The 23,013-nt window shown below is 47.2% G+C and carries 21 protein-coding genes; 9 read left to right on the top strand and 12 right to left on the bottom strand.

What is annotated here, in order from left to right:
• Nucleotides 1–110 precede the first annotated feature (110 nt).
• The 3 genes from ychF to KNP00_RS11560 form a co-directional block, all read right to left on the bottom strand.
• Nucleotides 111–1,211: a redox-regulated ATPase YchF gene (gene ychF, locus KNP00_RS11570; RefSeq protein ID WP_215145395.1), complete on the bottom strand. Its 1,101-nt coding sequence runs from the start codon at nt 1,209–1,211 to the stop codon at nt 111–113.
• A gap of 153 nt (nt 1,212–1,364) precedes the next feature.
• A complete protein-coding gene (locus tag KNP00_RS11565) occupies nt 1,365–1,568 on the bottom strand; it encodes a DUF951 domain-containing protein (protein ID WP_215145388.1) in 204 nt (67 codons plus the stop codon).
• Nucleotides 1,558–2,499, bottom strand: a complete 942-nt coding sequence (locus KNP00_RS11560; protein ID WP_215145386.1) for a mechanosensitive ion channel family protein — start codon at nt 2,497–2,499, stop codon at nt 1,558–1,560. Before KNP00_RS11560 ends, KNP00_RS11565 begins: the two co-directional genes overlap by 11 nt.
• Before the next feature lie 171 nt (nt 2,500–2,670).
• On the opposite strand from KNP00_RS11560, the gene yyaC reads away from it, so the two are divergent.
• Complete coding sequence (gene yyaC / locus KNP00_RS11555) at nt 2,671–3,297, top strand: spore protease YyaC (RefSeq protein ID WP_215145384.1); 627 nt, start codon at nt 2,671–2,673, stop codon at nt 3,295–3,297.
• Here yyaC and KNP00_RS11550 read toward each other — a convergent pair.
• The 5 genes from KNP00_RS11550 to mnmE all read right to left on the bottom strand — a co-directional run bounded on the left by KNP00_RS11550 (nt 3,270) and on the right by mnmE (nt 9,056).
• Nucleotides 3,270–4,052, bottom strand: a complete 783-nt coding sequence (locus tag KNP00_RS11550) for a ParB/RepB/Spo0J family partition protein (protein WP_215145382.1) — start codon at nt 4,050–4,052, stop codon at nt 3,270–3,272. The genes yyaC and KNP00_RS11550 overlap by 28 nt on opposite strands.
• Nucleotides 4,053–4,088: 36 nt before the next feature.
• Nucleotides 4,089–4,973 carry a nucleoid occlusion protein gene (gene noc, locus KNP00_RS11545; protein WP_015880224.1) on the bottom strand — a complete coding sequence of 295 codons (885 nt, stop codon included), beginning with the start codon at nt 4,971–4,973 and terminating at the stop codon, nt 4,089–4,091.
• Nucleotides 4,974–5,053: 80 nt separating this feature from the next.
• Nucleotides 5,054–5,770 carry a 16S rRNA (guanine(527)-N(7))-methyltransferase RsmG gene (rsmG, locus tag KNP00_RS11540; RefSeq protein WP_215145380.1) on the bottom strand — a complete coding sequence of 239 codons (717 nt, stop codon included), beginning with the start codon at nt 5,768–5,770 and terminating at the stop codon, nt 5,054–5,056.
• A gap of 4 nt (nt 5,771–5,774) precedes the next feature.
• A complete protein-coding gene (gene mnmG, locus KNP00_RS11535; RefSeq protein ID WP_215145378.1) occupies nt 5,775–7,661 on the bottom strand; it encodes a tRNA uridine-5-carboxymethylaminomethyl(34) synthesis enzyme MnmG in 1,887 nt (628 codons plus the stop codon).
• Nucleotides 7,662–7,676: 15 nt separating this feature from the next.
• The gene (mnmE, locus tag KNP00_RS11530; protein WP_215145376.1) at nt 7,677–9,056 is read right to left on the bottom strand and encodes a tRNA uridine-5-carboxymethylaminomethyl(34) synthesis GTPase MnmE; all 1,380 of its coding nucleotides are present in this window, start codon (nt 9,054–9,056) and stop codon (nt 7,677–7,679) included.
• A 170-nt stretch (nt 9,057–9,226) separates the two neighbouring features.
• On the opposite strand from mnmE, the gene KNP00_RS11525 reads away from it, so the two are divergent.
• Entirely contained in the window at nt 9,227–9,985 is a 759-nt protein-coding gene (locus KNP00_RS11525; protein WP_215145374.1) for a nucleotidyltransferase domain-containing protein, read from the top strand.
• A 17-nt stretch (nt 9,986–10,002) separates the two neighbouring features.
• Here the strand turns inward: KNP00_RS11525 and KNP00_RS11520 are convergent, their stop codons facing one another.
• The 4 genes from KNP00_RS11520 to rpmH all read right to left on the bottom strand — a co-directional run bounded on the left by KNP00_RS11520 (nt 10,003) and on the right by rpmH (nt 12,246).
• Nucleotides 10,003–10,548: an HdeD family acid-resistance protein gene (locus KNP00_RS11520; RefSeq protein WP_215145372.1), complete on the bottom strand. Its 546-nt coding sequence runs from the start codon at nt 10,546–10,548 to the stop codon at nt 10,003–10,005.
• A 101-nt stretch (nt 10,549–10,649) separates the two neighbouring features.
• On the bottom strand, nt 10,650–11,510 hold the full coding sequence (gene yidC, locus KNP00_RS11515) for a membrane protein insertase YidC (protein WP_215145370.1): 861 nt from the start codon (nt 11,508–11,510) through the stop codon (nt 10,650–10,652).
• A gap of 104 nt (nt 11,511–11,614) precedes the next feature.
• Entirely contained in the window at nt 11,615–11,959 is a 345-nt protein-coding gene (gene rnpA / locus KNP00_RS11510) for a ribonuclease P protein component (RefSeq protein WP_215145368.1), read from the bottom strand.
• 152 nt (nt 11,960–12,111) lie between these two features.
• The gene (gene rpmH / locus KNP00_RS11505) at nt 12,112–12,246 is read right to left on the bottom strand and encodes a 50S ribosomal protein L34 (RefSeq protein ID WP_015880216.1); all 135 of its coding nucleotides are present in this window, start codon (nt 12,244–12,246) and stop codon (nt 12,112–12,114) included.
• 763 nt (nt 12,247–13,009) lie between these two features.
• Between rpmH and dnaA the strand changes: the two genes are divergently transcribed.
• The 7 genes from dnaA to KNP00_RS11470 all read left to right on the top strand — a co-directional run bounded on the left by dnaA (nt 13,010) and on the right by KNP00_RS11470 (nt 22,802).
• A complete protein-coding gene (gene dnaA / locus KNP00_RS11500) occupies nt 13,010–14,386 on the top strand; it encodes a chromosomal replication initiator protein DnaA (RefSeq protein WP_215145367.1) in 1,377 nt (458 codons plus the stop codon).
• A gap of 197 nt (nt 14,387–14,583) precedes the next feature.
• Nucleotides 14,584–15,723 (top strand): DNA polymerase III subunit beta, encoded by a 1,140-nt coding sequence (gene dnaN, locus KNP00_RS11495; RefSeq protein ID WP_026824743.1) that lies wholly within the window; start codon nt 14,584–14,586, stop codon nt 15,721–15,723.
• Nucleotides 15,724–15,849: 126 nt separating this feature from the next.
• Nucleotides 15,850–16,065 carry a S4 domain-containing protein YaaA gene (yaaA, locus tag KNP00_RS11490; protein WP_015880213.1) on the top strand — a complete coding sequence of 72 codons (216 nt, stop codon included), beginning with the start codon at nt 15,850–15,852 and terminating at the stop codon, nt 16,063–16,065.
• A 1-nt stretch (nt 16,066) separates the two neighbouring features.
• Nucleotides 16,067–17,185 (top strand): DNA replication/repair protein RecF, encoded by a 1,119-nt coding sequence (recF, locus tag KNP00_RS11485; RefSeq protein ID WP_215145365.1) that lies wholly within the window; start codon nt 16,067–16,069, stop codon nt 17,183–17,185.
• 49 nt (nt 17,186–17,234) lie between these two features.
• On the top strand, nt 17,235–19,163 hold the full coding sequence (gene gyrB, locus KNP00_RS11480; protein ID WP_215145362.1) for a DNA topoisomerase (ATP-hydrolyzing) subunit B: 1,929 nt from the start codon (nt 17,235–17,237) through the stop codon (nt 19,161–19,163).
• A 22-nt stretch (nt 19,164–19,185) separates the two neighbouring features.
• Nucleotides 19,186–21,753 (top strand): DNA gyrase subunit A, encoded by a 2,568-nt coding sequence (gene gyrA / locus KNP00_RS11475; RefSeq protein ID WP_215145360.1) that lies wholly within the window; start codon nt 19,186–19,188, stop codon nt 21,751–21,753.
• A 59-nt stretch (nt 21,754–21,812) separates the two neighbouring features.
• On the top strand, nt 21,813–22,802 hold the full coding sequence (locus tag KNP00_RS11470; RefSeq protein ID WP_215145358.1) for an HD-GYP domain-containing protein: 990 nt from the start codon (nt 21,813–21,815) through the stop codon (nt 22,800–22,802).
• Nucleotides 22,803–23,013 lie beyond the last annotated feature (211 nt).

The raw sequence follows: 23,013 nt of genomic DNA, 5'->3' as shown, positions 1-23,013 counted from the left end.
ACTAACGGCCCCTACCGGTTGTAGGAGCAAGGAGCAAACAATTGTTTTACTCACGTCATAATATACTATCAAACTTCTTTTACTTTTACAATACGTTTCCGTAAATCAACTTATACGTTGAAGCGGAATGTGACAACGTCGCCATCTTGGAAGACGTACTCTTTTCCTTCTGAACGAAGTTTCCCTTGTTCTTTCACCGTCGTCATGTTTCCTGCTGCTGACAGATCCTCATATGCGACGACTTCGGCACGAATGAAGCCACGCTCAAAGTCAGAATGGATGACGCCCGCGCATTGTGGTGCCTTCATCCCTTGTTTGAACGTCCAAGCACGAACTTCTTTCTCGCCAGCTGTGAAATATGTGGCGAGACCAAGCGTCGAATACGCTGCTCGGATCAATTGATCGAGTCCTGATTCCTCGATACCGAGATCTTGTAAGAACTCAAGGCGCTCTTCCGGTTCGAGCTCTGAAATCTCTTCTTCGATTCGCGCGCAGATAACAATGACTTTCGACCCTTCCGTCGCCGCGTGCTCACGGACGGCTTGTACGAATTCGTTCGCGTCTGCATCTGCCACTTCGTCCTCACTCACGTTTGCCACATAAAGCATCGGCTTCATCGTGAGCAATTGGAAGTGTTTGACGATTGCAAGCTGGTCTTCTGACAACTCAGCTACACGTGCTGGGCGCTCTGATTCAAGCACCTCTTTCACGACTTCAAGAGCTTCAAGTTCTTGCACGGCCCCTTTATCTTTCGCCTTCACCATCTTTTGAACACGTGAAATGCGTTTTTCGACTTGCTCGAGGTCTGCTAAAATCAATTCAAGATTGATTGTCGTAATGTCGTCAATTGGTGAAACACGACCAGCGACGTGTGTGATGTTCTCATCTTCAAAACAACGAACGACTTGGCAAATCGCATCGACTTCACGAATGTTCGCCAAAAACTTGTTACCGAGTCCTTCACCTTTTGATGCGCCTTTTACAATCCCGGCGATATCTGTAAATTCAAACGCTGTTGGCACCGTCTTCTTCGGGTTGACGAGTTCAGTCAATCGATCAAGACGTGCATCCGGTACTTCGACGACCCCGACGTTCGGGTCGATTGTCGCAAACGGATAGTTGGCCGCTTCGACTCCTGCTTGTGTAATCGCATTGAACAACGTCGACTTCCCGACGTTTGGCAATCCGACAATTCCTGCTGTTAATCCCACTAATAGTTCCTCCTCATCCGGTGTTTCCCGGGAAATGTTAAGCCGTCTGTGGAGTGGGCACCTCTAGTACACCACACCGTCACATCCTTCACAATTATAGATAGTCTACAATTAAACCGCAACTCACGTTCATAACCTAAAGAAAAACGCCGCTTATTCGGCGGCGTTCCCTTGTTCAAGCACCTTCTTGAATCGTTTATCAAAGTCTCGACGCTGCATGAGCACGCTCGCCCCGCAGCCTTGGCACTTGATACGAATGTCCATCCCTACACGTGTGATTTGCCAGCGATTCGTCTTGCAGGCATGTGGCTTTTTCATTTCCACGATATCATTCAACGCATAAGCTTTACTGTGCATTTTCTGCTTCTCCTCCTTTAGGAGTCGGGTTAGGTGGAAGCATGACTGTTCGTGGGTACGGAATTTCAATGTCACGTTGGTCGAATCCAGCCTTCAATTCTTTATGCAAAATTCGTCCGGCCGCGAAATGCTGGGTCGGTGGTACTTCTGCCATCAAGCGATAGACGACTTCTGAAGCACCAAGCGACTGCACTCCAGCGAGAGTAATCGGTTCGATGAAGAGGTCATGATATTTTGCCTCGACTTCTTTTGCAATCTCTTTGATTGCTGATTCGACGCGTTCCATATCTTCTTCGTAAGCGACACCGACATCGACGACCGCCACACTGTTTTCAAGTGAGTAGTTCGTCACTTGCATGATCTGTCCGTTCGGAATGATGGATACTTGTCCGTTCAATCCTTTTAGTTTCGTCGTTCGAATACCGACCTCGATGACAATCCCTTCAACTTCTTGGTTCAAGCTGACGTAATCCCCATTTTTATACTGGTTTTCGAAAATGATGAACGCACCGGTGATGACGTCCTTCACCAAACTTTGGGCACCAAACGAAATAGCGAGACCTGCCACCCCGGCTGAAGCGATCAACCCGGCAATATTTACGCCGAATTGCCCAAGCACCGTCAGCACCATGATCAATCCAATGACATAACGAATCGTATTTTGTGCCAGTTTCAATAACGTTTCGTTCTGTCGTTGTGCGACAATGTCATTTTCTTTTATTTTTCGAAGCGTAAACACGCGTTCCACCATCGTGGTCAAAATTCTTGTCGCGATATATAAACCGAGGATAATGAGCGCCACACCGGCGAGTTTAATCCCAAGTCCAATCCACATGTCCGTATCTTTGAAATATTCCACGAATCGATTCACACTATCAATCGTTTCATCCGCAACCGTATTTAAATCTTTTTCTGTATTTTGCGAAGCCATCTTTTCACCTCAAAAGTCATAGATTCTCAATCATTCAAACACATTTCATGACTTTTCTCAAACCCTGCATTCGGAAGTTTAGAAGTTTTCCACTTTTGGGAATGGTTTAATACGAGATCAATCCCCCAACTGCAACTACGAATAGGCAGCTTAGAAGAGAGGATGAGATTCATGCCGTTTCGCTTAAAACCTCATAAACCATACTCCTTCTTCATTGAACACACTGAACGGAGTGGATCGAGATTGCTTGCGGACCAACTCTACGAACAACTTGTCGATGAAACCCATCGTCCCATCGTGCTTGTGTGCATCGGTTCAGACCGCTCGACAGGTGATTCGCTCGGCCCCCTCGTCGGAACGTTTTTGGAAGAGCGTCACATTCGGAATGTACATGTATATGGTACGTTGACGAAACCTGTACATGCGCTCAATTTGGTAGAGACGCTACATGAAATTCAGACTCGCTTTCATCAGCCGCTCATCATTGCCATCGACGCCTGCCTCGGACGTTTGTCGAGTGTCGGATACGTCTTCTTCTCAGAAGGGCCTCTTGCGCCCGGTGCAGGTGTCCAAAAAGAACTACCCGCAGTCGGCGCTTACAACATTAAAGCCGTTGTCAATGTGAGTGGGTTCATGGAAATGATGATTTTACAAAATACTCGTCTCCATCTCGTATACGAACTCGCCCGCTTCATCACTGAAGGGTTCGTTGATTTTGACGCACGAATCGGTCGCCTCCATCACGAGGAAGCCGCCATCACACGTCTACGTCAGTCACGAGACGAATCAAAGTCTTGAGGCGATAATAGCGTCAACAACTGTTCCAAGTCGTCTTGTGAAAAATATTTTAGCTCGAGGACACCGCCTTTTCGGCGCGGACGAATCGACACATCCATTTGAAGACGCTCGGCAAGCACCGCTTCGACCGCCTCGATATTTGCGTTCGATTGCTTCGGCGTCTTTTTTGCTGTGCGCTCTTTTTGTAAGTGTCGTTCGAGTCGTCGAACCGTCCAGTGTTCGGCGATGACCCGTTTTGCAATCTGCTCCATCGCCTGCTCCGACTTCATGCCCGTAATGGCCCGAGCATGACCCATCGTCAGTTCTCCGACCATGACCGCATGTTGTACTGAACTCGGCAAACGAAGGAGACGAAGGCTATTCGTCACATGACTCCGACTCTTTCCGACGCGGTCAGCCAATTGTTGTTGCGTCAGACCGAGTGTTTGCATCAGTTGTTCGTAAGCGACCGCTTCTTCGATGGCGTTCAAGTCGGCACGCTGAATGTTTTCAATCAACGCCAACTCCATGACGCGATCGGAATCCGCCGTGACGACTAAAGCAGGAATGTCTTCCTTCCCGGCGAGTTTTGCCGCCTGGAAACGTCGTTCACCGGCAATGATTTCGTAGTACCCCGTCGCTTTCCGGACCACAATCGGTTGTAACACACCGTATCGTTCAATCGATTGCTTCAACTCTTCTAGTTTTTCAACCTCGAATTGTTTTCGGGGCTGATTCGGATTCGGGCGAATAAATTTCAGGGCTAGTCGTTCCATCTATGAACCTCCTTCATCGTATGAAAAAACACGGACTCATTTTTGAGGCCGCGCTTTCGGGATGCGAATTCGAATTTCAACAAATTCCTCTTCGTCTACTTCTTCAGTTTGGACATCAATCCCTGTTTTACCAATCAAATCGATTGAGTCACGAATCGTGTTGATGGCGATTCGGGTGTCGCGCGCAAAGCTCTTCGTCCGACGACGTTGTTTTTTCGGTTTCCGTTTCTCTTCTTCGATCGGTGTTGTCAAAAAGGCGACACGCTCTTCTGTCTCTTTGACGTTGAAGTCTTGTTCCAACACTTCTGCAAGCACCTGAAGTTGCAATCCTTCTTCTTTCAACGGTAAGAGTGCACGGGCGTGCCGTTCATTGATTCGTCGATCGCGAAGCGACTGTTTGACATCTTCCGGCAATTTTAACAAGCGCAACTTGTTGGCAATCGTTGATTGGCTCTTTCCTAGACTTTTTGCGAGCGCGTCTTGGGTCAAGCCGTTCAAGGCAAGTAAACGATCATATGCTTCCGCCTCTTCGATCGGGCTTAACTGCTCACGTTGCAAGTTTTCAATTAAGGCAAGAGCGGCAGTCGTATCATCGTCCATATCGCGAACGATGGCCGGAATGGCCGACCATCCGAGTGATTTCACCGCTCGGAAGCGACGCTCACCGGCAATGATTTCATAGCAGTCCCCGTCTGCCTTTCGAACCACAATCGGTTGAAGGAGTCCATGTTCCGAAATCGTCGTTGCCAGTTCCTCAATTTTAGCCGGTTCGAATACTTTACGCGGCTGGTAACGGTTCGGACGCAATCGTGACAGTGACAGCTCTTGCACCGTATCATCCGCTCGAACTTCCGCGATCTGCGTCACGGCAACTTCGTCTTTTCGGTTCACACCGAACAATTTCGCAAATCTATTCTTCAACGTTGGGCACCCCTTTATGTAAAAAAAATAAGCAGACTCCACCACTGGAATCTGCTTTTGTTTCACGTGAAACGACATCATCAGATAAGTGGCTCTTTTGCCGGTGTCCCCGCTTTACGCGGATATTTCCCAGGCGTTTTTCGTAGTTTATCTACAACTACGATATTACGCTCACTCATCTCTCCTGGCAATAGGAACTGGTGTGTCGCTTTTTCTTTCCCGCCTAAAACAGCCAATGCATTTTTTGCATCTGTCATCTCGTCTGCTACTTTAGCTGCTTTGAGCGCAACGAAATTCCCGCCCACTTTCGCAAGCGGTAAACAGTATTCCGCCAACACGGTCATGCGGGCGACCGCACGTGCGGTGACGACATCAAACTGCTCACGGAACTTTTTATTTTTCCCGAACTCCTCGGCACGACCATGGTGGAACGCGACTCCTTCTAATCCGAGGGCGAGGGCCAACTCGTTCAAGAACGTGATGCGCTTGTTCAATGAGTCGATGATCGTGACGTGTAAGTGTGGGAATAAAATCTTTAGAGGGAGACTCGGGAAACCTGCCCCAGCTCCTACGTCGCACAACGTTTCGACTTTCGTGAAATCGAAATGAAACGCTGCGCTAAGCGAATCATAAAAATGTTTCAAATACACTTCTTCTCGGTCCGTGATGGCCGTTAAATTCATTTTTTCATTCCATTCGACGAGCATTTCAAAGTAACGTTTGAACTGAGTGAGTTGCGTCTCACTCAGCTCAAACCCTTCAGCTCGTAACGCTTCAACAAATTGAGATTCGTTCATCGTTTCACTCCACCGTCGCATATTGTCCTTGTTCGATATAGACGAGCAAGATTGACACGTCTGCCGGGTTTACGCCTGAGATACGTGACGCTTGTCCGATCGAAAGGGGACGAACTTGTTTTAGTTTTTGTTTCGCTTCTGTCGCGAGACCACCGATTGCATCGTAGTCCAAGTTTTCTGGGATTCGTTTTTCTTCCATACGACGCATCTTCTCGACTTGTTCGAGCTGTTTTGAAATATAGCCTTCGTACTTCACTTGAATCTCGACTTGTTCTTTCACTTCAAACGCCAACTCGTCTGTTGATGGGACGACCGTCATAAGCGCTTCATACGACACTTCTGGACGCTTCAACAGGATATTGGCATGTGTCGCTTCTTTGAGCGGATGTGCACCGACCGATTCGAGCATCGCATTGACTTCAGGTGTCGGTTTGACGACTAGCGACGAGAGACGCTTCACTTCTTTTTCAATCGCTTCACGCTTCCCGTTTAGATGTGCATGTCGTTCTTCTGAAAGTAAGCCGATCTCATGTCCGATGTCGCTGAGTCGTAGGTCTGCGTTGTCATGGCGCAACAAGAGACGATATTCGGCACGAGATGTGAGAAGGCGATACGGTTCGTTCGTCCCTTTCGTCACGAGGTCATCGATCAAGACACCGATATATGCCTGGGAACGGTCCAAGATGACCGAATCTTTACCGAGCACTTTGCATGCGGCATTGATTCCAGCCATGATCCCTTGTCCGGCCGCTTCTTCATAGCCGCTCGTCCCGTTGATTTGTCCAGCTGTGAAAAGTCCTGGGACTGCCTTTGTTTCGAGCGTCGGCCACAGTTGTGTCGGTACGACCGCATCGTACTCAATCGCATAACCGGGACGCATCATCTCTGAATGTTCAAGCCCCGGGATTGTCCGAAGCATTTGATGTTGCACGTCTTCCGGCATACTCGTCGAGAAGCCTTGGACATAGATTTCTTCTGTGTCGCGTCCTTCTGGCTCTAAGAAGATTTGGTGACGCGGTTTGTCATTGAATCGAACGACCTTATCTTCAATCGATGGGCAATAACGTGGTCCCGTACCTTTGATTGCACCCGAGTACATCGGTGAGCGATGCAAGTTCTCATCAATCAATTGGTGCGTGCGCTCACTCGTATACGTGAGCCAGCATGGGATTTGTTCGATTGGATTCAAATCCGTCGACGTGTATGAGAAGAACGATGGATTCTCGTCTCCTGGCTGAATCTCCGTCTTCGAATAATCGATTGTCTTCCCGTCGATTCGTGGCGGTGTGCCCGTTTTGAACCGAACCAATTCAAGACCGAGTTCTTCTAGATGCTTCGATAGCTCGACCGATGGCATCTGATTGTTCGGACCACTTTCGTATGCCAGTTCACCGATGATGATTTGACCACGCATGAACGTTCCTGTCGTGACGATGACGGCCTTCGCGCGATATTCTGAACCCGTGTTCGTTACCACGCCACGTACTTCTCCATCTTCAATCAATAAACGTTCAACCAATGCCTGACGGAGCAACAGGTTCGGCTCGTCTTCAAGCACTTTCTTCATATGATTTTGATATTGGAATTTGTCCGCCTGTGCACGAAGCGCACGTACTGCGGGACCTTTCGATGTGTTGAGCATCTTCATCTGAATATATGTCGCGTCAATTGCACGACCCATCTCCCCGCCGAGAGCATCGATTTCACGTACGACGATTCCTTTCGCTGGTCCACCGATTGACGGGTTGCAATACATGAATCCAACCATATCGGGGTTCATGGTGAGCATCGCTGTTTTCACACCCATTCGAGCCGATGCGAGTGCCGCTTCTATCCCTGCGTGCCCGGCCCCGATGACGATAACGTCAAACTCGCCTGCCGTATAAGCCATATTCGTTCCTCCTTATTATTTCCCAAGACAAAACTGTGAAAAGAGCTGATCAATCAAGCTCTCCTGTACGGTATCTCCATTGATTTCACCGAGCGTGTCCCACGCACGACGTAAATCGATTTGGACCATGTCGATTGGCATATTCATGACAGCACTCCCGAGCGCCTCATCGATTTGTCCAATCGTCCGTTTAATTAACTGAATGTGTCGAGCGTTCGAAATATACGTCATATCTTGTGACTCGACGCCTTTTGCGAAGAAGAGGTTCGCGATGGCCGCTTCTAGAGCATCGATTCCCTCATCTAGTAAGAGCGACGTCGCCACGATCGGACGTCCTGCCGCTAGTTTCTCTAGCTTAGAAGAATCCATGTTTTGTGGCAAGTCCGTCTTGTTGATGATGATGATGGCGTTCATCCCTTTGACGGCCTCAAACAATGCCTCATCCTCGACGGTCAATCCTTCATGACCGTTCAGGACGAGAAGAACCAAGTCTGCCGCTTCTAACGCCTTCCTCGATTTTTCCACACCGATCCGTTCCACAATGTCTTCCGTCTCCCGAATCCCTGCAGTATCAATCAGTTTGAGCGGAACACCTTTCACATTGACGTATTCTTCAATCGTATCACGCGTCGTACCGGCGATTTCTGTGACAATCGCCTTCGTCTCTTGAACGAGCGTATTCATCAAGGAAGATTTTCCGACGTTTGGTCGACCGATAATCGCCGTTCCTAAACCTTCGCGTAAGATCTTGCCTTGTTTCGCCGTTTCGAGTAACTGCTCGAGGATACGTTTGACCTCACCCGCTTTCTCTTCGACGATGGCCTGTGTCATCTCTTCCGCATCATACTCTGGATAGTCGATGTTGACCTCGACTGCCGCAATCGTCTCGAGTAATTGCTGACGTAACTCGCGGACGAGACGTGACAAACGTCCTTCCATTTGCGCCATCGCGACGTTCATCGCCCGATCGGTCTTCGCTCGAATCAGGTCCATGACGGCTTCCGCCTGAGACAAGTCGATGCGTCCATTCAAAAAGGCACGTTTCGTGAACTCGCCCGGTTCTGCTAGACGGATGTCTCGTTGGTCGAGAATGAGCTCTAGGACACGATTGACCGCCACGACGCCTCCATGACAATTGATCTCGACGACATCTTCTCGCGTGAACGTCTTCGGTGCGCGCATAATACTGACCATGACTTCATCTACCACTTCGCCCGTATCAGGACGTTTCAACGTTCCATAATGAATCGTATGTGAATCGACTGTTGTTAAGTCTTTTCCAGAAAACACATTGTTCACCGTTTCGACCGCCAAATCGCCCGATAACCGGACAATCCCGATGGCACCTTCACCCATCGGCGTCGAAATCGCTGTAATCGTGTCAAACTCTAGCATCTTTCTCCCTCCAAACCTAAACATCTTCTTCTATCATATGCATAACGAACCTACTATACACGATATTCGACTTGAACGAAAGAGTCGGCCTATCGGTGAAGTCATTGCAGATCCTATCTTTATTTTCGTACAATAAAGGAATATATTTACATAAGAAAGAGGGGATTCACATGAACCAGCAAAACGCGATTCACGTCATCACGGAACGATTGAAACAAGATGAGGCCGTCCAAGCCATCTTCATGAAAGGTTCGTTCGGTCGTGGGGAGGCGGATGAACACTCCGACATCGACCTTTACGTCATGGTTCATCCCGATGAGGAAGTCTCCTTTCAATCGAGGCGCCTCGAGCACCTACACGCCTATCGTCCAACCTTACTGAAAGACGAGATTCATATCGTCGCACCACAACTCATCGCCGTCTTTGATGATTTCTTACATCTCGATCTGTTCACGGTCACAGAAGATTCATTGAATCATCAAGACTCGATTCATGTACTCTACGACCCACAGCAGCGGCTCGCTATGCATGCCACTTCATTGCAACTGGATGAGAGAGCGATAAATGAGCATGCGTTCGATGCCATTTGGTTCTTTTTTCAATATACGAAATCTCGAAATCGGGGCAATGACATATGGGCAACTGAAATGCTTCGGCAAGGGATGAATCATTTCGCATATGTGTTAGCCGCCCATCATACACCAGAGCGGGCTTCCCTCGGATTAAAGGATGTGACAAAGCAACGTACAATCGATTTACATCCGTTTTATGACCAATTGACGCCCGGCTCGCACGAAAAAGCCGCCCACATCTATATGGAGCGACTCAAGGAAGAGCAATCTTTTTTCGCTTCCCTTTCCGACTTCAATGTTTTCGGACCGTTCATGGAACAGTTGCTTCAACGAGAAACAAGCCGTCCCTCATTTTAGGACGGCTTGGCTTGTTTTCAAGGTCGGACTTGCCGCTTCGTCGAGCGAATCGTGAAGTAGAGGAACAGCTCTAGTACCGCAATCGCAATGAGGACTCCACCGAACAGTTGAAATAAGACGAGCAGACTACTGAACGGATTCGTCAACATGAGAATGCCGACAGCAATCCACAATATGCTTCCAATCAAAAACCAAAGCCATCGTCTCGCCATCGATTGACGATATCCGAGCGCCTGAATCAGACGGATGATTCCACCCATCAAAAACAGGGCTCCGATTAAAATCGGCAGAAGACTCGCTAACGTCTCAGCGAAGAAAAAGACGACCGCTGCCAAAATCAAGTGAATGATCCCCATAAAGAAAGCAGGTGGCAATCCTCCCTGACGCCTGCGCATCCCTTGGAAAATCATCCAACCTCCCATGATGGCCAAATAACCGGCGATGACGTATACCATGACATCAAAGAAAAATCGAGGATACAACAGAATGAGAACACCGAGTACAAAGTAAAGGATTGCTTGCCATAACGTCGAACGTTCCAGACGATGAATGAATGCCTCCATTTTCCCACACCTCCGTTTACTCGTTTCTTTTACTATTCCCGTCTCTTCGACACGCAATCCACAAAAAAAAGCTGAGCGTCAGGAGACACTCAGCTTAGTGATTATTTACGTTTTTTCTTTTTGTTTTTCTTTTCTTCTTCGGCAAGCGCTGCACGTTCTGCTTCTTTCGCAGCAATTTTCGCTTCAGCCGCAACCTTCATCTTCTCACGCATCGGGAGCATGATTGCCATCGTGACGATGATCGAGATGATGTAACCGACTACCCAGTACAAGGAGAGGGCAGCTGGAAGGTTAATCGACATGATGAAAATCATGACCGGGAAGATATATAACATCATCTTCAATTGCGGGTTCTGCTCTTGGCCAGCCATCGAAATTTTCTGCTGAGCATATGTCAAGATTGCCGCTAAAAACGGCAAGATGAACGTCGGGTCCGGAGCACCGAGGTCGAACCATAGGAAGTTCGCTTCGAAAATCTCAGGCGTACGACGAATCGCATCATAGAACGCGAAGAGGATCGGCATTTGAATCAAGATTGGCAAACATCCTGCGAGAGGGTTGATTTGGTACTCTTGATAAAGTTTCATCATCTCTTCTTGAAGTTTACGTTGTGTTTCCTGGTCTTTCGAGCTGTACTTTTCACGAAGCTTCAGCATTTCTGGTTGCAACACTTGCATAGCGCCCATACTCTTCGTCTGCTTGATCATGAGCGGAAGAATCAACAACCGGACGATAATCGTCGCGATGATGATTGAAATCCCGTATTGCCACGGGCCACCGACTAAGTAAGCAACTTCCTTCAAAAGCCATGCGAGTGGCCATACGAAATATTTCGCCCAAAAACCTTCTGAGTCAGCCGTAACTGGTTCGGCTTGGATGGTAGACGGATCCACACAGCCTGCCATCAGCATGATGACCGCGGTCATGGCAGCGAGTAATCCTAATTTTAGCTTTTTGCTCATAGTTCCTCCTACAATTTCTTTATCAATTCTTCTTAACGCACACGTCGATCGGGCAATCTTATCAGACTCTAATTATATGAGAGAACAAATTCAGATTGTCATGGTCACCGGTCTTGCTTTCGCCAAACTTTGGACCGTTTAAATACGTGTTTCAAACTCTCGGTCACTTCCGACTGCGTCAGTGCGGTCGCAGGTTTCCGAGCAATGATCACATAATCATTCGGGGCAACGTTCGGTTCGAGCAGGCGAAGCGACTCACGCATCAATCGTTTCATACGGTTCCGTTCCACAGCATTTCCAAGCTTTTTGCTGACAGAAAGACCCACTCTGAAATGCGCTTGATCCGCTTTGAGCGTGTAGACGACAAACTGACGATTGGCCACGGAGCGTCCTTCACGAAACACCGCTTGGAACTCTTCATTCTTCTGCAGGCGGTATTCTTTTTTCAAAATTCTCACTCCATCCTTCGCTTCAAAAATCGTCAACTAACATCATATCATATCCTCATCATTTGAACGAGGGAGAATCCATGAAATGCTACGTTTCTGTGACAAACTAAAAATTGCCCGAGGATTGATCCCCGGGCAATCTTTATTCGACATTATACAGTCAAGGCTTTACGGCCTTTACGGCGACGAGCAGCAAGAATGTTGCGACCGTTTTTAGTCGCCATGCGTGCACGGAATCCGTGGACTTTCTTACGCTTACGGTTGTTAGGGTTGAAAGTTGGTTTCATGGTTACAGCACCTCCTCAAGATTAACGCTCTATTAGCAAGTTATAGTTTCATTTAAGGCAGTCTTTAAGATTATATAAATCGAATCAATAATTGTCAATGTATTTTCGGACGGTTTTCGAATTCAATGAGTGAGTCGCTTCGAAAGTGGTTTTCCACATGGATTCGATCGTATGCGTGGAAGGGATGAGGAGGATGAAATTATACACAACCTTTACGTATTTTATAAACGGTCTCTATAAATAGCCATGTTGAGCCATTTTATCCACAAAAACTCGAAGTTATCCACACTTATATGTGAATAACTCTTCTTTTTTCATATTCAAATTCCTTATTTCTCGTTTTCTTCTTTTACAAAAACAATCTTCTGTTTCACTTCCTCCTCTTTTGTGTATAACTTTTTTATCATCAAATCGATTATCCTGTCATTATCCACAACATATCCACAGGTTATCCACAAAACACACAGCATGTGGATAAGTGGGTGTGGATACTTTTCTTTAACTGTGGATAAATACCGAAAAGCATTGCCACGTCTATTTTATTTTGCTAAACTGAATGTGCACAAACTTGTGGATGAACAATTCGTGATTCCGAGATATACACAGGCTGTGGATAAGTGTTATCCCCATAATGAACACCATGTGGATAACTTTATCCACAGTTTTTGTTCTTTGGGGATAACCCTAGTTTCTACTATAGAATAGTGTATGTGTATATCGTGTGAATAAGTTTTACCAAAATGTGAGTAAAGGAGGTCTTTCATTGAAGAATGCTCGCGAAATTTGGAGAAATGTCTTATCGATTATCGAAGAAGAGGAACGAACTCCAAAAGCTAGTTTTGATATGTGGTTGAAATCAACCGAGGGGATATCATTGATGGGAACGACGCTCGTCGTGTCGGCACCCGCCAGTTTTATCGTTACGTGGTTAGAGCGACAATACTTGTCTCTGCTACAGGATACGGTTGAAGAAATTACAAACAACAAGCTTGAAATTCATTTCATCGAAGAATCTCAAGCACACAAGTATGCTCCAGCAGATGGATCAAATGAATCTATCGCTGTGACGGAAACGAAAGAACAGCCCATGTCATTACCTTCAAAAGAGGAAGGGGATCTTGGACAACTGAATGACAAGTACATTTTTGAGACGTTTGTCATCGGATCGGGGAACCGATTTGCCCATGCAGCATCGCTCGCCGTCGCGGAAGCACCGGCACGTGCGTATAATCCGTTATTCATTTACGGGGGTGTCGGACTCGGCAAGACGCATTTGATGCATGCGATCGGTCACTATGTAAAAGCTCAAAAACCAGGGGCTAGGATTGCATATGTTTCCTCTGAAAAATTCACGAATGAATTCATCAACTCGATTCGGGATAACAAGACCGGTGAGTTCCGTAACCGTTATCGCAACATCGACGTGTTGTTGATTGATGATATTCAGTTCTTAGCAGGGAAAGAGCAGACACAGGAAGAGTTTTTCCACACGTTCAATGCGTTGCACAACGATCAGAAACAAATCGTGATCTCAAGTGACCGACCACCAAAAGAAATCCCGACGTTAGAAGATCGACTACGTTCACGATTCGAATGGGGACTCATTACAGACATCACGCCGCCCGACCTCGAGACACGAATCGCGATTCTCCGTAAAAAAGCGACCGCTGAAGGACTCGATATCTCGAATGAAGTCATGCTGTATATTGCGAATCAAATCGATACAAACATTCGGGAGCTAGAAGGGGCGCTGACACGAGTCGTTGCTTACGCAAAACTCGTCGGGCGACCAATCGACCCGGATGTGGCAGCCGAAGCGCTTCATAACATCATGCCTGTCCAGGAAGCAAAGAAGATTGTCATTCGTGACATTCAAGAAGTCGTCGGTCAACACTTCAACATTCAAGTAGAAGAATTGAACTCCAAAAAACGGACGAAAACGTTAGCATTCCCGCGTCAAATCGCCATGTATCTGTCTCGGGAGATGACAGAGAGCTCCCTACCTAAAATCGGGGAAGAGTTCGGGGGGCGTGATCATACGACCGTGATTCATGCGCACGAGAAGATTAGCACGCTTTTAAAAAACGATGTGGAAATGCAGGAGACGATTCAAACGCTGAAAAAGACACTTTCAAACTAACGAAAGATTCACTGTGGATATCCTGTGGATAAACCACCCTAGTTATCCACAAGTTATTCACAAGGGAAATCGCTTTATACGTAGGCTTAAGGGGACTTATCCCCAGTATCCACAGCCCCTATTACTATTATGACTTAATTCATACTATTATTATCATTAGGAAATGAACTCATTTCACCTTAGGAGGAATTATCCACATGCATTTAACGATTCAACGAGATGTATTCATGCAAGCCGTACAAGACGTATCAAAAGCTGTGGCTTCACGCACAACCATTCCGATTTTGACAGGCTTAAAGCTAGAAGCACATGCGGACGGTTTAACACTGACAGGAAGTGATACTGAGATTTCGATTGAACGTTTGATTCCAATCGAAGAAGGTGGAATCGAACTCATTCAGATTCAACGTGCCGGAAGCGTCGTGTTGAACGCCCGCTTCTTAGGAGAAATCGTGAAGAAGTTACCGACGAACGAAGTCACACTCGAAGTCTCGCCGAACTTCATGACTCGAATCGAATCTGGACAGGCAGAGTTCCATTTGAACGGGCTCGACCCAGACGAATATCCGCGTCTACCTGAACTCGCGAGTGACCGTCGTTTCTATTTACCAGCCGATCTGTTGAAGACAATCATCCGTCAGACGAGCTTCGCCGTTTCTTCTCAAGAGACGCGCCCGGTATTGACGGGGGTCAACTTCTCAGCAGAGAAAGGTTTCCTCACATGTGTCGCAACGGACAGCCACCGTTTGGCGCTTCGCCGTGCCCGCTTTGAAACGGATAACGATTTGACATTCCAAAATGTCGTCGTTCCTGGCCGTTCGCTCAACGAATTGGCTAAATTGCTCGACCGTGAAGAGTTACCGATTGAAATTGTTTTAACGGATCAACAAATTCTGTTCCGCATGAAGAACATCTCGTTCTTCTCTCGTTTGTTAGACGGGGCGTATCCAGACACGTCACGTCTCATTCCGGAAGAATATCGTACAGCGGTACGAATGAATGCGAAAGAATTCTTACAAGCCATCGACCGTGCATCGCTTCTCGCACGTGCCGATCGCAACAACGTCATTAAATTCGTGGCGGAGGATACGACAGCAGTCGAAGTGTCTTCGCACTCACCCGAGGTCGGGAAAGTATCGGAACGGGTCAGCATCCTGTCACTTGAAGGGGAGGAACTGAAAATTTCCTTCAACTCAAAATTTGTGATGGACGCGCTCCGCGCACTCGATGCATCTGAAATCGAAATCCAGTTCACGGGTTCGATGCGACCGTTCATTTTACGACCGGTTGAACAAGATAGTGTTCTTCAACTGATTTTGCCAGTCCGCACATCGTAAGTTGCGGATAGGGATGATGAGGTGTCTTGCCTTGTCATCCCTCTTTTTGCCTTATTCGACGATTTTCGATAAACTAATATGTATGGCGATTTTTTCAGATCAGCATGTGAGAAAGGAAGTGACGACATGGAAAAAGTGTCGATTACAACCGAGTATGTGACACTCGGACAATTTTTAAAATTAGCAGATATCATCTCAAGCGGGGGACAGGCAAAGTTCTTTTTAGAGGATGTCATGATTAAAGTGAACGGCGAGCAGGACCAGCGCCGTGGTCGTAAATTAAGAGATGGAGATACAATCGAAGTCGAAGGCTTCGGGGAATATCAAATCGAGGGAAACTAACGTGCATTTAAAGTCGATCCGATTGCAAAACTATCGCAACTACGAAACCCTCGAGCTAGATTTTTCAGAACAGACGAATGTTCTGATTGGTGAGAACGCCCAAGGAAAAACGAATCTTCTCGAATCGATTTACGTACTTGCGCTCGCGAAATCGCATCGGACGACACAAGACCGTGAGTTAATCGGTTGGGAAGCTGATGCTGCGAGTATCGAGGGACGGATTCATAAACGGACGGGCGAATCGGTACAGAGCCTCTCTTTTTCTCCTAAAGGAAAAAAGGCAAAACTCAATCATTTGGAACAACGTCGTCTCAGTGACTATGTCGGCGCATTCAACGTCGTCTTGTTCGCCCCTGAAGACTTAGCCATCGTAAAGGGCAGTCCGCAAGGGAGGCGACGATTTTTAGATATGGAAATCGGACAGGTCAGCCCGGTGTACTTACACGAGCTCAATCAGTATTTGAAGACGTTGAAGCAACGGAACGCTCTATTGAAGCAGTTATCCACAAAAGGTGGAGACGAGACGTTTCTCGAGGTGTTGACAGATCAATTGATTGAACTCGCCGTGAAAATCGTGATGAGACGATATCACTTCATTGACCAGCTCGAAAAGTGGGCAAATCCGATTCACTCCGGGATCACACGAGAACTCGAAACATTGACGATTCAATACGTTTCGGACACGTTCCAAAAAGAACGGTTCTCAAAAGAACAGATGTTTGAAACGTATCGTCAAAAGTTTGATAAAATAAGAGAGAACGAACGACGAAGAGGTGTGACCTTGTTTGGTCCGCATCGTGACGATTTTGAGTTGTATGTCAACAATCGAAACGTTCAAACGTTCGGTTCACAAGGTCAGCAACGAACGGCGGCCTTGTCATTGAAGCTAGCTGAAATTGAATTGATTCATGAAGAAGTAGGCGAGTATCCTCTGTTGTTATTAGACGATGTGTTATCTGAGCTTGACGATCATCGCCAAACCCATCTCCTCGACACGATGGGACAGAAAGTACAAACGATTTTGACGACAACAAATATTGACGGGATTGCACATGAGACTATTCAACAAGCTAAAGTGTTTCACGTGAAACAAGGTGCAGTTGACACAGAATCCGTGTAGTCGTGGTAAGTAGGAACACCAAATCATGTATAGTAGGTGAAAATAACCGATGAGTAATGAAAATGAAAAAGAATTGCAAGCGTACGGCGCCGATCAGATTCAAGTCCTTGAAGGCTTAGAGGCTGTCCGTAAACGTCCAGGGATGTATATCGGTTCCACAAGCTCTCGTGGTCTCCACCATTTAGTATGGGAGATTGTCGATAACTCGATCGATGAGGCGCTTGCGGGTTATTGTGACACGATCACTGTGACTGTCGAGCCAGGTAACTCGATTGTTGTCGAAGACAACGGACGTGGGATTCCGGTCGACGTTCAAAAGAAAACAGGTCGACCTGCCGTTGAAGTTATTTTCACAGTGTTACACGCGGGCGGTAAGTTCGGCGGTGGTGGATACAAAGTGTCAGGTGGTCTTCACGGTGTCGGAGCGTCGGTTGTTAACGCTTTGTCGACTAAACTCGAAGTGTTCGTACGCCGCGACGGAAACGTCTATTACCAATCGTTCAAACGTGGTATTCCACAGGGAGAACTTGAAATCGTTGGGACGACAGATACGACCGGAACGACGGTCCGCTTCTTCCCGGACGGTGACATCTTCCAAGAGACACTCGAATATGATTTCGATTTGTTAGCGACGCGTCTACGGGAGCTTGCCTTCCTAAATAAAGGACTGCGGATCATCGCAAAAGACGACCGTAATGACGAGACGATTGAACGAAACTATCACTATGAGGGTGGGATCAAGTCTTACGTCGAGCACTTGAACCGTTCAAAAGCATCAATCCACGAAGATCCCGTCTATGTTCATGGAACGAAAGACGGAATCGAAGTCGAGATTGCGCTTCAATACAACGAAGGTTTCGCAAGTAACATCTACTCCTTCACGAACAATATCCCGACGCATGAAGGGGGAACACATGAGACTGGATTCAAAACAGCGCTCACACGTTCCATCAACGATTATGCAAAACGCTTCGGGTTGATGAAAGAAGCCGATGGTAGCCTTTCAGGGGACGACGTCCGTGAAGGATTGACAGCGATCGTCTCGGTCAAACACCCTTCTCCACAGTTCGAGGGCCAGACGAAGACGAAACTTGGCAATGCGGATGCCCGGACGGCGACAGACACGCTATTCAGCGATACGTTCGAACAATTCCTGCTCGAGAACCCATCGGTCGGCCGTCTCATTGTCGACAAAGGGTTGATGGCGGCACGCGCGCGTCTCGCCGCGAAACGTGCACGCGAGATGACACGTCGCAAAGGAATACTTGAAGTCAGTTCATTGCCAGGGAAATTGGCTGACTGTTCTTCCAAAGATGCATCAAAATCTGAATTGTACATCGTTGAGGGTGACTCGGCCGGTGGTTCTGCGAAATCAGGTCGTGATCGTCATTTCCAAGCGATCCTGCCGATCCGAGGGAAAATCATCAACGTTGAGAAGGCACGTCTCGATAAGATTTTGGCTAACCAAGAAGTCCGGACCATCATTACGGCTCTCGGAACAGGGATTGCCGACGAGTTTGACTTATCAAAAGCGCGTTACCATAAACTGATCATCATGACCGATGCCGATGTCGACGGTGCGCACATTCGAACATTGCTGCTCACATTCTTCTATCGTTACATGCGTCCGCTCGTTGAAAGTGGATATGTCTATATCGCGCAACCACCGCTCTATGGAGTGAAGCATGGTAAAGAAACGGTCTATGTCCAAAACGAGCGAGAGTTGCAGGCGGCGATTGCACAACTTCCTGAAAATGCACGTTATAGCGTTCAACGTTACAAGGGTCTCGGAGAGATGGATCCTGAGCAGTTATGGAATACGACGATGAACCCGGAAACGCGTTCGATGCTTCGTGTCGATCTTCAAGATGCAATCGAAGCGGATGAGATCTTTGAAACGCTCATGGGTGATAACGTTGAACCACGCCGTGACTTTATTCAATCTCACGCCCATTACGTGAAGAACCTCGATATTTAATAAGAAGGGTAGGCAATAACGAATGGCAGAACAAGAAAATATTAAAGATATCAATATAAGCCAAGAGATGCGTACGTCGTTCATGGACTATGCGATGAGCGTTATCGTATCACGTGCCCTTCCGGACGTGCGAGATGGATTGAAGCCGGTTCACCGTCGTATTTTATATGCGATGAACGAACTAGGTATTCGCGCGGACAAGCCACATAAGAAGTCGGCGCGTGTCGTCGGGGACGTCATCGGTAAGTACCACCCACACGGTGACTCAGCCGTATACGAGACGATGGTCCGCATGGCTCAAGACTTCAGCTATCGCTATGAACTAGTTGACGGTCACGGGAACTTCGGTTCAGTCGATGGTGACTCGGCCGCTGCGATGCGTTATACCGAAGCGCGCATGTCCAAAATTGCGATGGAACTCGTACGAGATATCGGTAAAAACACGATTGATTATCAACCGAACTTTGATGGTGAGGAAAAAGAACCAGTCGTTCTACCGGCCCGCTTCCCGAACTTCCTTGTGAACGGAACGAGTGGGATTGCGGTCGGGATGGCGACGAACGTTCCGCCTCATAACTTGAACGAGGTCATCGACGGGGTATTGGCGCTTTCCCACAATCCGGACATCACGATCGCGGAGTTGATGCAACATATCCCGGGTCCTGACTTCCCGACGGCCGGAGAGATTTTGGGACGTAGCGGGATTCGTCGGGCATATGAGACTGGGCGCGGTTCAATTACAATGCGCGCGAAAGCTGAAATCGAGGTCTTGAAAAATGGCCGCGAACGAATTCTCGTGCACGAAATTCCTTACCAGGTCAATAAAGCGCGTCTCGTTGAGAAAATTGCCGACTTGGTTCGCGACAAGAAAATCGAGGGCATCACAGATTTACGAGACGAATCAGATCGTAACGGGATGCGTATCGTCATCGAAGTGCGTCGGGACGCGAATGCAAGTGTCATCTTGAACAACTTGTATAAGCAAACACCGATGCAAACGACGTTCGGGGTCAACATGCTTGCCCTTGTAGGTGGCCGTCCGAAAACGCTGAACATCAAACAAGCGATTTATTACTATATCGAACATCAAAAAGAAGTCGTACGTCGTCGTACACAATTTGATTTGGATAAAGCTGAAGCGCGTGCCCACATACTAGAAGGCCTTCGTGTCGCCCTAGATCACTTAGATGAAGTCATCGCCATCATCCGCAGTACGCGAACAGGTGACGAGGCGCGCGAAAAATTGATTGCCCGCTTCGGACTTTCGACTGAGCAGACACAAGCGATTTTAGATATGCGTCTTCAACGACTGACTGGTCTAGAGCGTGAAAAAATCGAAGGCGAATACGGTGAAGTGAAAGCGTTGATCGATGAACTACGTGCGATTCTAGGTGACGAAGAATTACTCCTCGACATCATTCGCAACGAGTTGACTGAAATCAAAGAACGGTATGGTGACGCACGACGTACAGTGATTCGCACGGACATCGTCGAACTTGAGGATGAGGATTTGATTCCGGTTCGTGACATGATGATCACGCTCACGAGTGAAGGCTATATCAAAGCGATTCCATCAGATTCGTACCGAACGCAGCGTCGTGGTGGACGTGGAAAACAAGGAATGGGGACGAACGATGCAGACTTTGTCTTGCGTTTGCTTTCAGCGTCGACCCATGACACTATCCTGTTCTTCACGAACTTTGGACGCGTCTTCCGTCTCAAAGGATACGAAATTCCAGAGATGAGTCGTACCGCAAAAGGGATGCCAATCATTAACTTGCTTCAAATCGACAAAGGGGAGAAAGTTGAAACAATGATTCCGGTCGATTTCAATAGTTATTTGGCTAACCAAGCGGTCGCTGAAGAGACAGAGGATGAATCTGAAGAAGTGGCAGATGAGCAGTTGTCTCTCGTGTTTATCACAAAAGAGGGATTGGTCAAACGTTCGCCACTCTCGGCATACGCTCGAATCAACAAAAACGGTCTACGTGCCATCAGCTTGAACGAGACAGATGAGCTTGTTACGGTCCGTCTTGCGAAGAGTGACGATGAAATGTTAATTGTCACACGACAAGGGATGTCGATTCGTTTCCCACTTGAAGGCGAAGTGCGTTCAATGGGACGAACCGCACGAGGCGTTCGCGCGATTCGATTGAAGAAAGACGATGACTTGGTCGTTTCAATGGAGATCGTTCGCACGACACAAGACGTCTTGATCATCACAGAAAAAGGATACGGAAAACGTACGGCCATGGAGCAATTCCGCACACAAGGTCGTGGCGGTTCTGGAATCATTGGGATCAAGACAGATCGGGGAACGGTTGTCGGGATGCGTATCGTGGATGAAGACGATGATATCATGTTGATGACCGAACATGGGGTCGCGATTCGAATCGATTCGCAAACCATTTCCCAGATGGGCCGGAGCACTCGCGGTGTGAAAGTAATGAACATCGAAGAGGGCGATCGCTTAGCGACCATCGCAAAACTGAAAAAAGATGAGTTGGAAGAGGAATCAGCAGTCGATTTGGAGAATGGGTTTGGGGATGAAGCACCTGAAACCGACGAATCGTCTGATGTGACTGAATAAGACGAGAGGTCGAACGGTGTTTCCGTTCGATCTTTTTTGTATATTTAGGAGGGATTCGAGTGCGTTTGAATTTATCCACTGTGCATGTCGGTATGACGTTATTGACACCCGTTTCTTCCTTAGAAGCTGGAATTTCCTTGACGAACGAACATTTGCGATTGCTACATTTTTTAAAAATCAAAGAGATTGATGTTGCACCCGTCGAACGAACGGTGTTCACTTCAATAGAAGAACGACATTTTTTTGGTCAGGTGCTTCAATACGAAAAACACTACAGTCAATGGGAAGAGCGTATCGCACCTAATCCTTACGAAGCGTTAGAGTTCATTCATCAGTTATTTCATCAGGAAATCCCACTTTCAGCAGTCGTTCATTTTTTTACGCGTCAACCGTTACGAAAAAATCATGTCATTTACCACGCAATCTATCGGGCACTCGTTGCCCGAACCTTATCGAAATATCGTGGTGATGAGCATCAGCTTCAATTTGATTATGGAATTGCTTCTTATTTTGCCGATGCGAGTTATGCCAAAATTCGAAAATGGTCTCATATGCGTTATTTCACAAAAATGGAACGGGAGCTATTGTATCAACATCCGCTTATCTCGGCATCGATGCTTCCGAGCACCCAAACGTTGCGAGGGCGTGTGTATCAATTGATCACGGAGCATCATGAACGTTTGGATGGATCCGGATTTCCAAAACGGCTGACTGAACGTGAATTGAATCCTGCATCTCCTCTATTTATTGTAGCGGATCGTTTTTGTCAGTTAACCGTACCTAGGACGTTCCGAAAGCCGCTCTCTCCTGAAGAGGCATATTTCTATATGTGGCAAAACAAAGCCTATGACGAGGAAGCCTTGTCCTTGCTCGCATCATTACTCGGGTTTTATGAAATCGGTCGTCGGGTTTTATTGAGCAATGGGGTACGCGGTTCGATCCACGCATATACGAACCGTGTCGAACAGCCTATTGTCCTTGAAGATGCAGGTGAAACAAACTACGATTTATCGCATATGGATGAAGTGAGAATCGTAGCTTTCATATAAGAAGAGATTGGCGATTCCATTCAACAGATTCGAACGGAATCGTCTTTATTTATTCTTTATTAAAAAACTTTCATTTCATAGTTGACGGATATAATTTCAGGTGCTATTATAAATGAGTCGCTAAGAGCGGCAGACGAACTTTGAAAACTGAACGATGAGGCAAAAATAAGTTTTACAATTTTTGAATGAAGCGCAAGCTTCGTCAATCTAA

Source organism: Exiguobacterium qingdaonense, from assembly GCF_018617855.1.
Lineage (GTDB): Bacteria > Bacillota > Bacilli > Exiguobacteriales > Exiguobacteriaceae > Exiguobacterium > Exiguobacterium qingdaonense.
Note: the sequence above shows the minus strand (reverse complement) of the source record. Positions and strands in the feature narration are given on the sequence as shown.

Bases quoted from the DNA above. Each gene is read 5' to 3' on its own strand.
- mnmG (WP_215145378.1), bottom strand. From the start codon at position 7,661: ATGGCTTATACGGCAGGCGAGTTTGACGTTATCGTCATCGGGGCCGGG.
- rsmG (WP_215145380.1), bottom strand. From the start codon at position 5,770: ATGAACGAATCTCAATTTGTTGAAGCGTTACGAGCTGAAGGGTTTGAG.
- yyaC (WP_215145384.1), top strand. From the start codon at position 2,671: ATGCCGTTTCGCTTAAAACCTCATAAACCATACTCCTTCTTCATTGAA.
- KNP00_RS11550 (WP_215145382.1), bottom strand. From the start codon at position 4,052: ATGGAACGACTAGCCCTGAAATTTATTCGCCCGAATCCGAATCAGCCC.
- dnaN (WP_026824743.1), top strand. From the start codon at position 14,584: ATGCATTTAACGATTCAACGAGATGTATTCATGCAAGCCGTACAAGAC.
- gyrA (WP_215145360.1), top strand. From the start codon at position 19,186: ATGGCAGAACAAGAAAATATTAAAGATATCAATATAAGCCAAGAGATG.
- yaaA (WP_015880213.1), top strand. From the start codon at position 15,850: ATGGAAAAAGTGTCGATTACAACCGAGTATGTGACACTCGGACAATTT.
- gyrB (WP_215145362.1), top strand. From the start codon at position 17,235: ATGAGTAATGAAAATGAAAAAGAATTGCAAGCGTACGGCGCCGATCAG.
- mnmE (WP_215145376.1), bottom strand. From the start codon at position 9,056: ATGCTAGAGTTTGACACGATTACAGCGATTTCGACGCCGATGGGTGAA.
- KNP00_RS11525 (WP_215145374.1), top strand. From the start codon at position 9,227: ATGAACCAGCAAAACGCGATTCACGTCATCACGGAACGATTGAAACAA.
- KNP00_RS11560 (WP_215145386.1), bottom strand. From the start codon at position 2,499: ATGGCTTCGCAAAATACAGAAAAAGATTTAAATACGGTTGCGGATGAA.
- yidC (WP_215145370.1), bottom strand. From the start codon at position 11,510: ATGAGCAAAAAGCTAAAATTAGGATTACTCGCTGCCATGACCGCGGTC.
- KNP00_RS11520 (WP_215145372.1), bottom strand. From the start codon at position 10,548: ATGGAGGCATTCATTCATCGTCTGGAACGTTCGACGTTATGGCAAGCA.
- KNP00_RS11565 (WP_215145388.1), bottom strand. From the start codon at position 1,568: ATGCACAGTAAAGCTTATGCGTTGAATGATATCGTGGAAATGAAAAAG.
- rpmH (WP_015880216.1), bottom strand. From the start codon at position 12,246: ATGAAACCAACTTTCAACCCTAACAACCGTAAGCGTAAGAAAGTCCAC.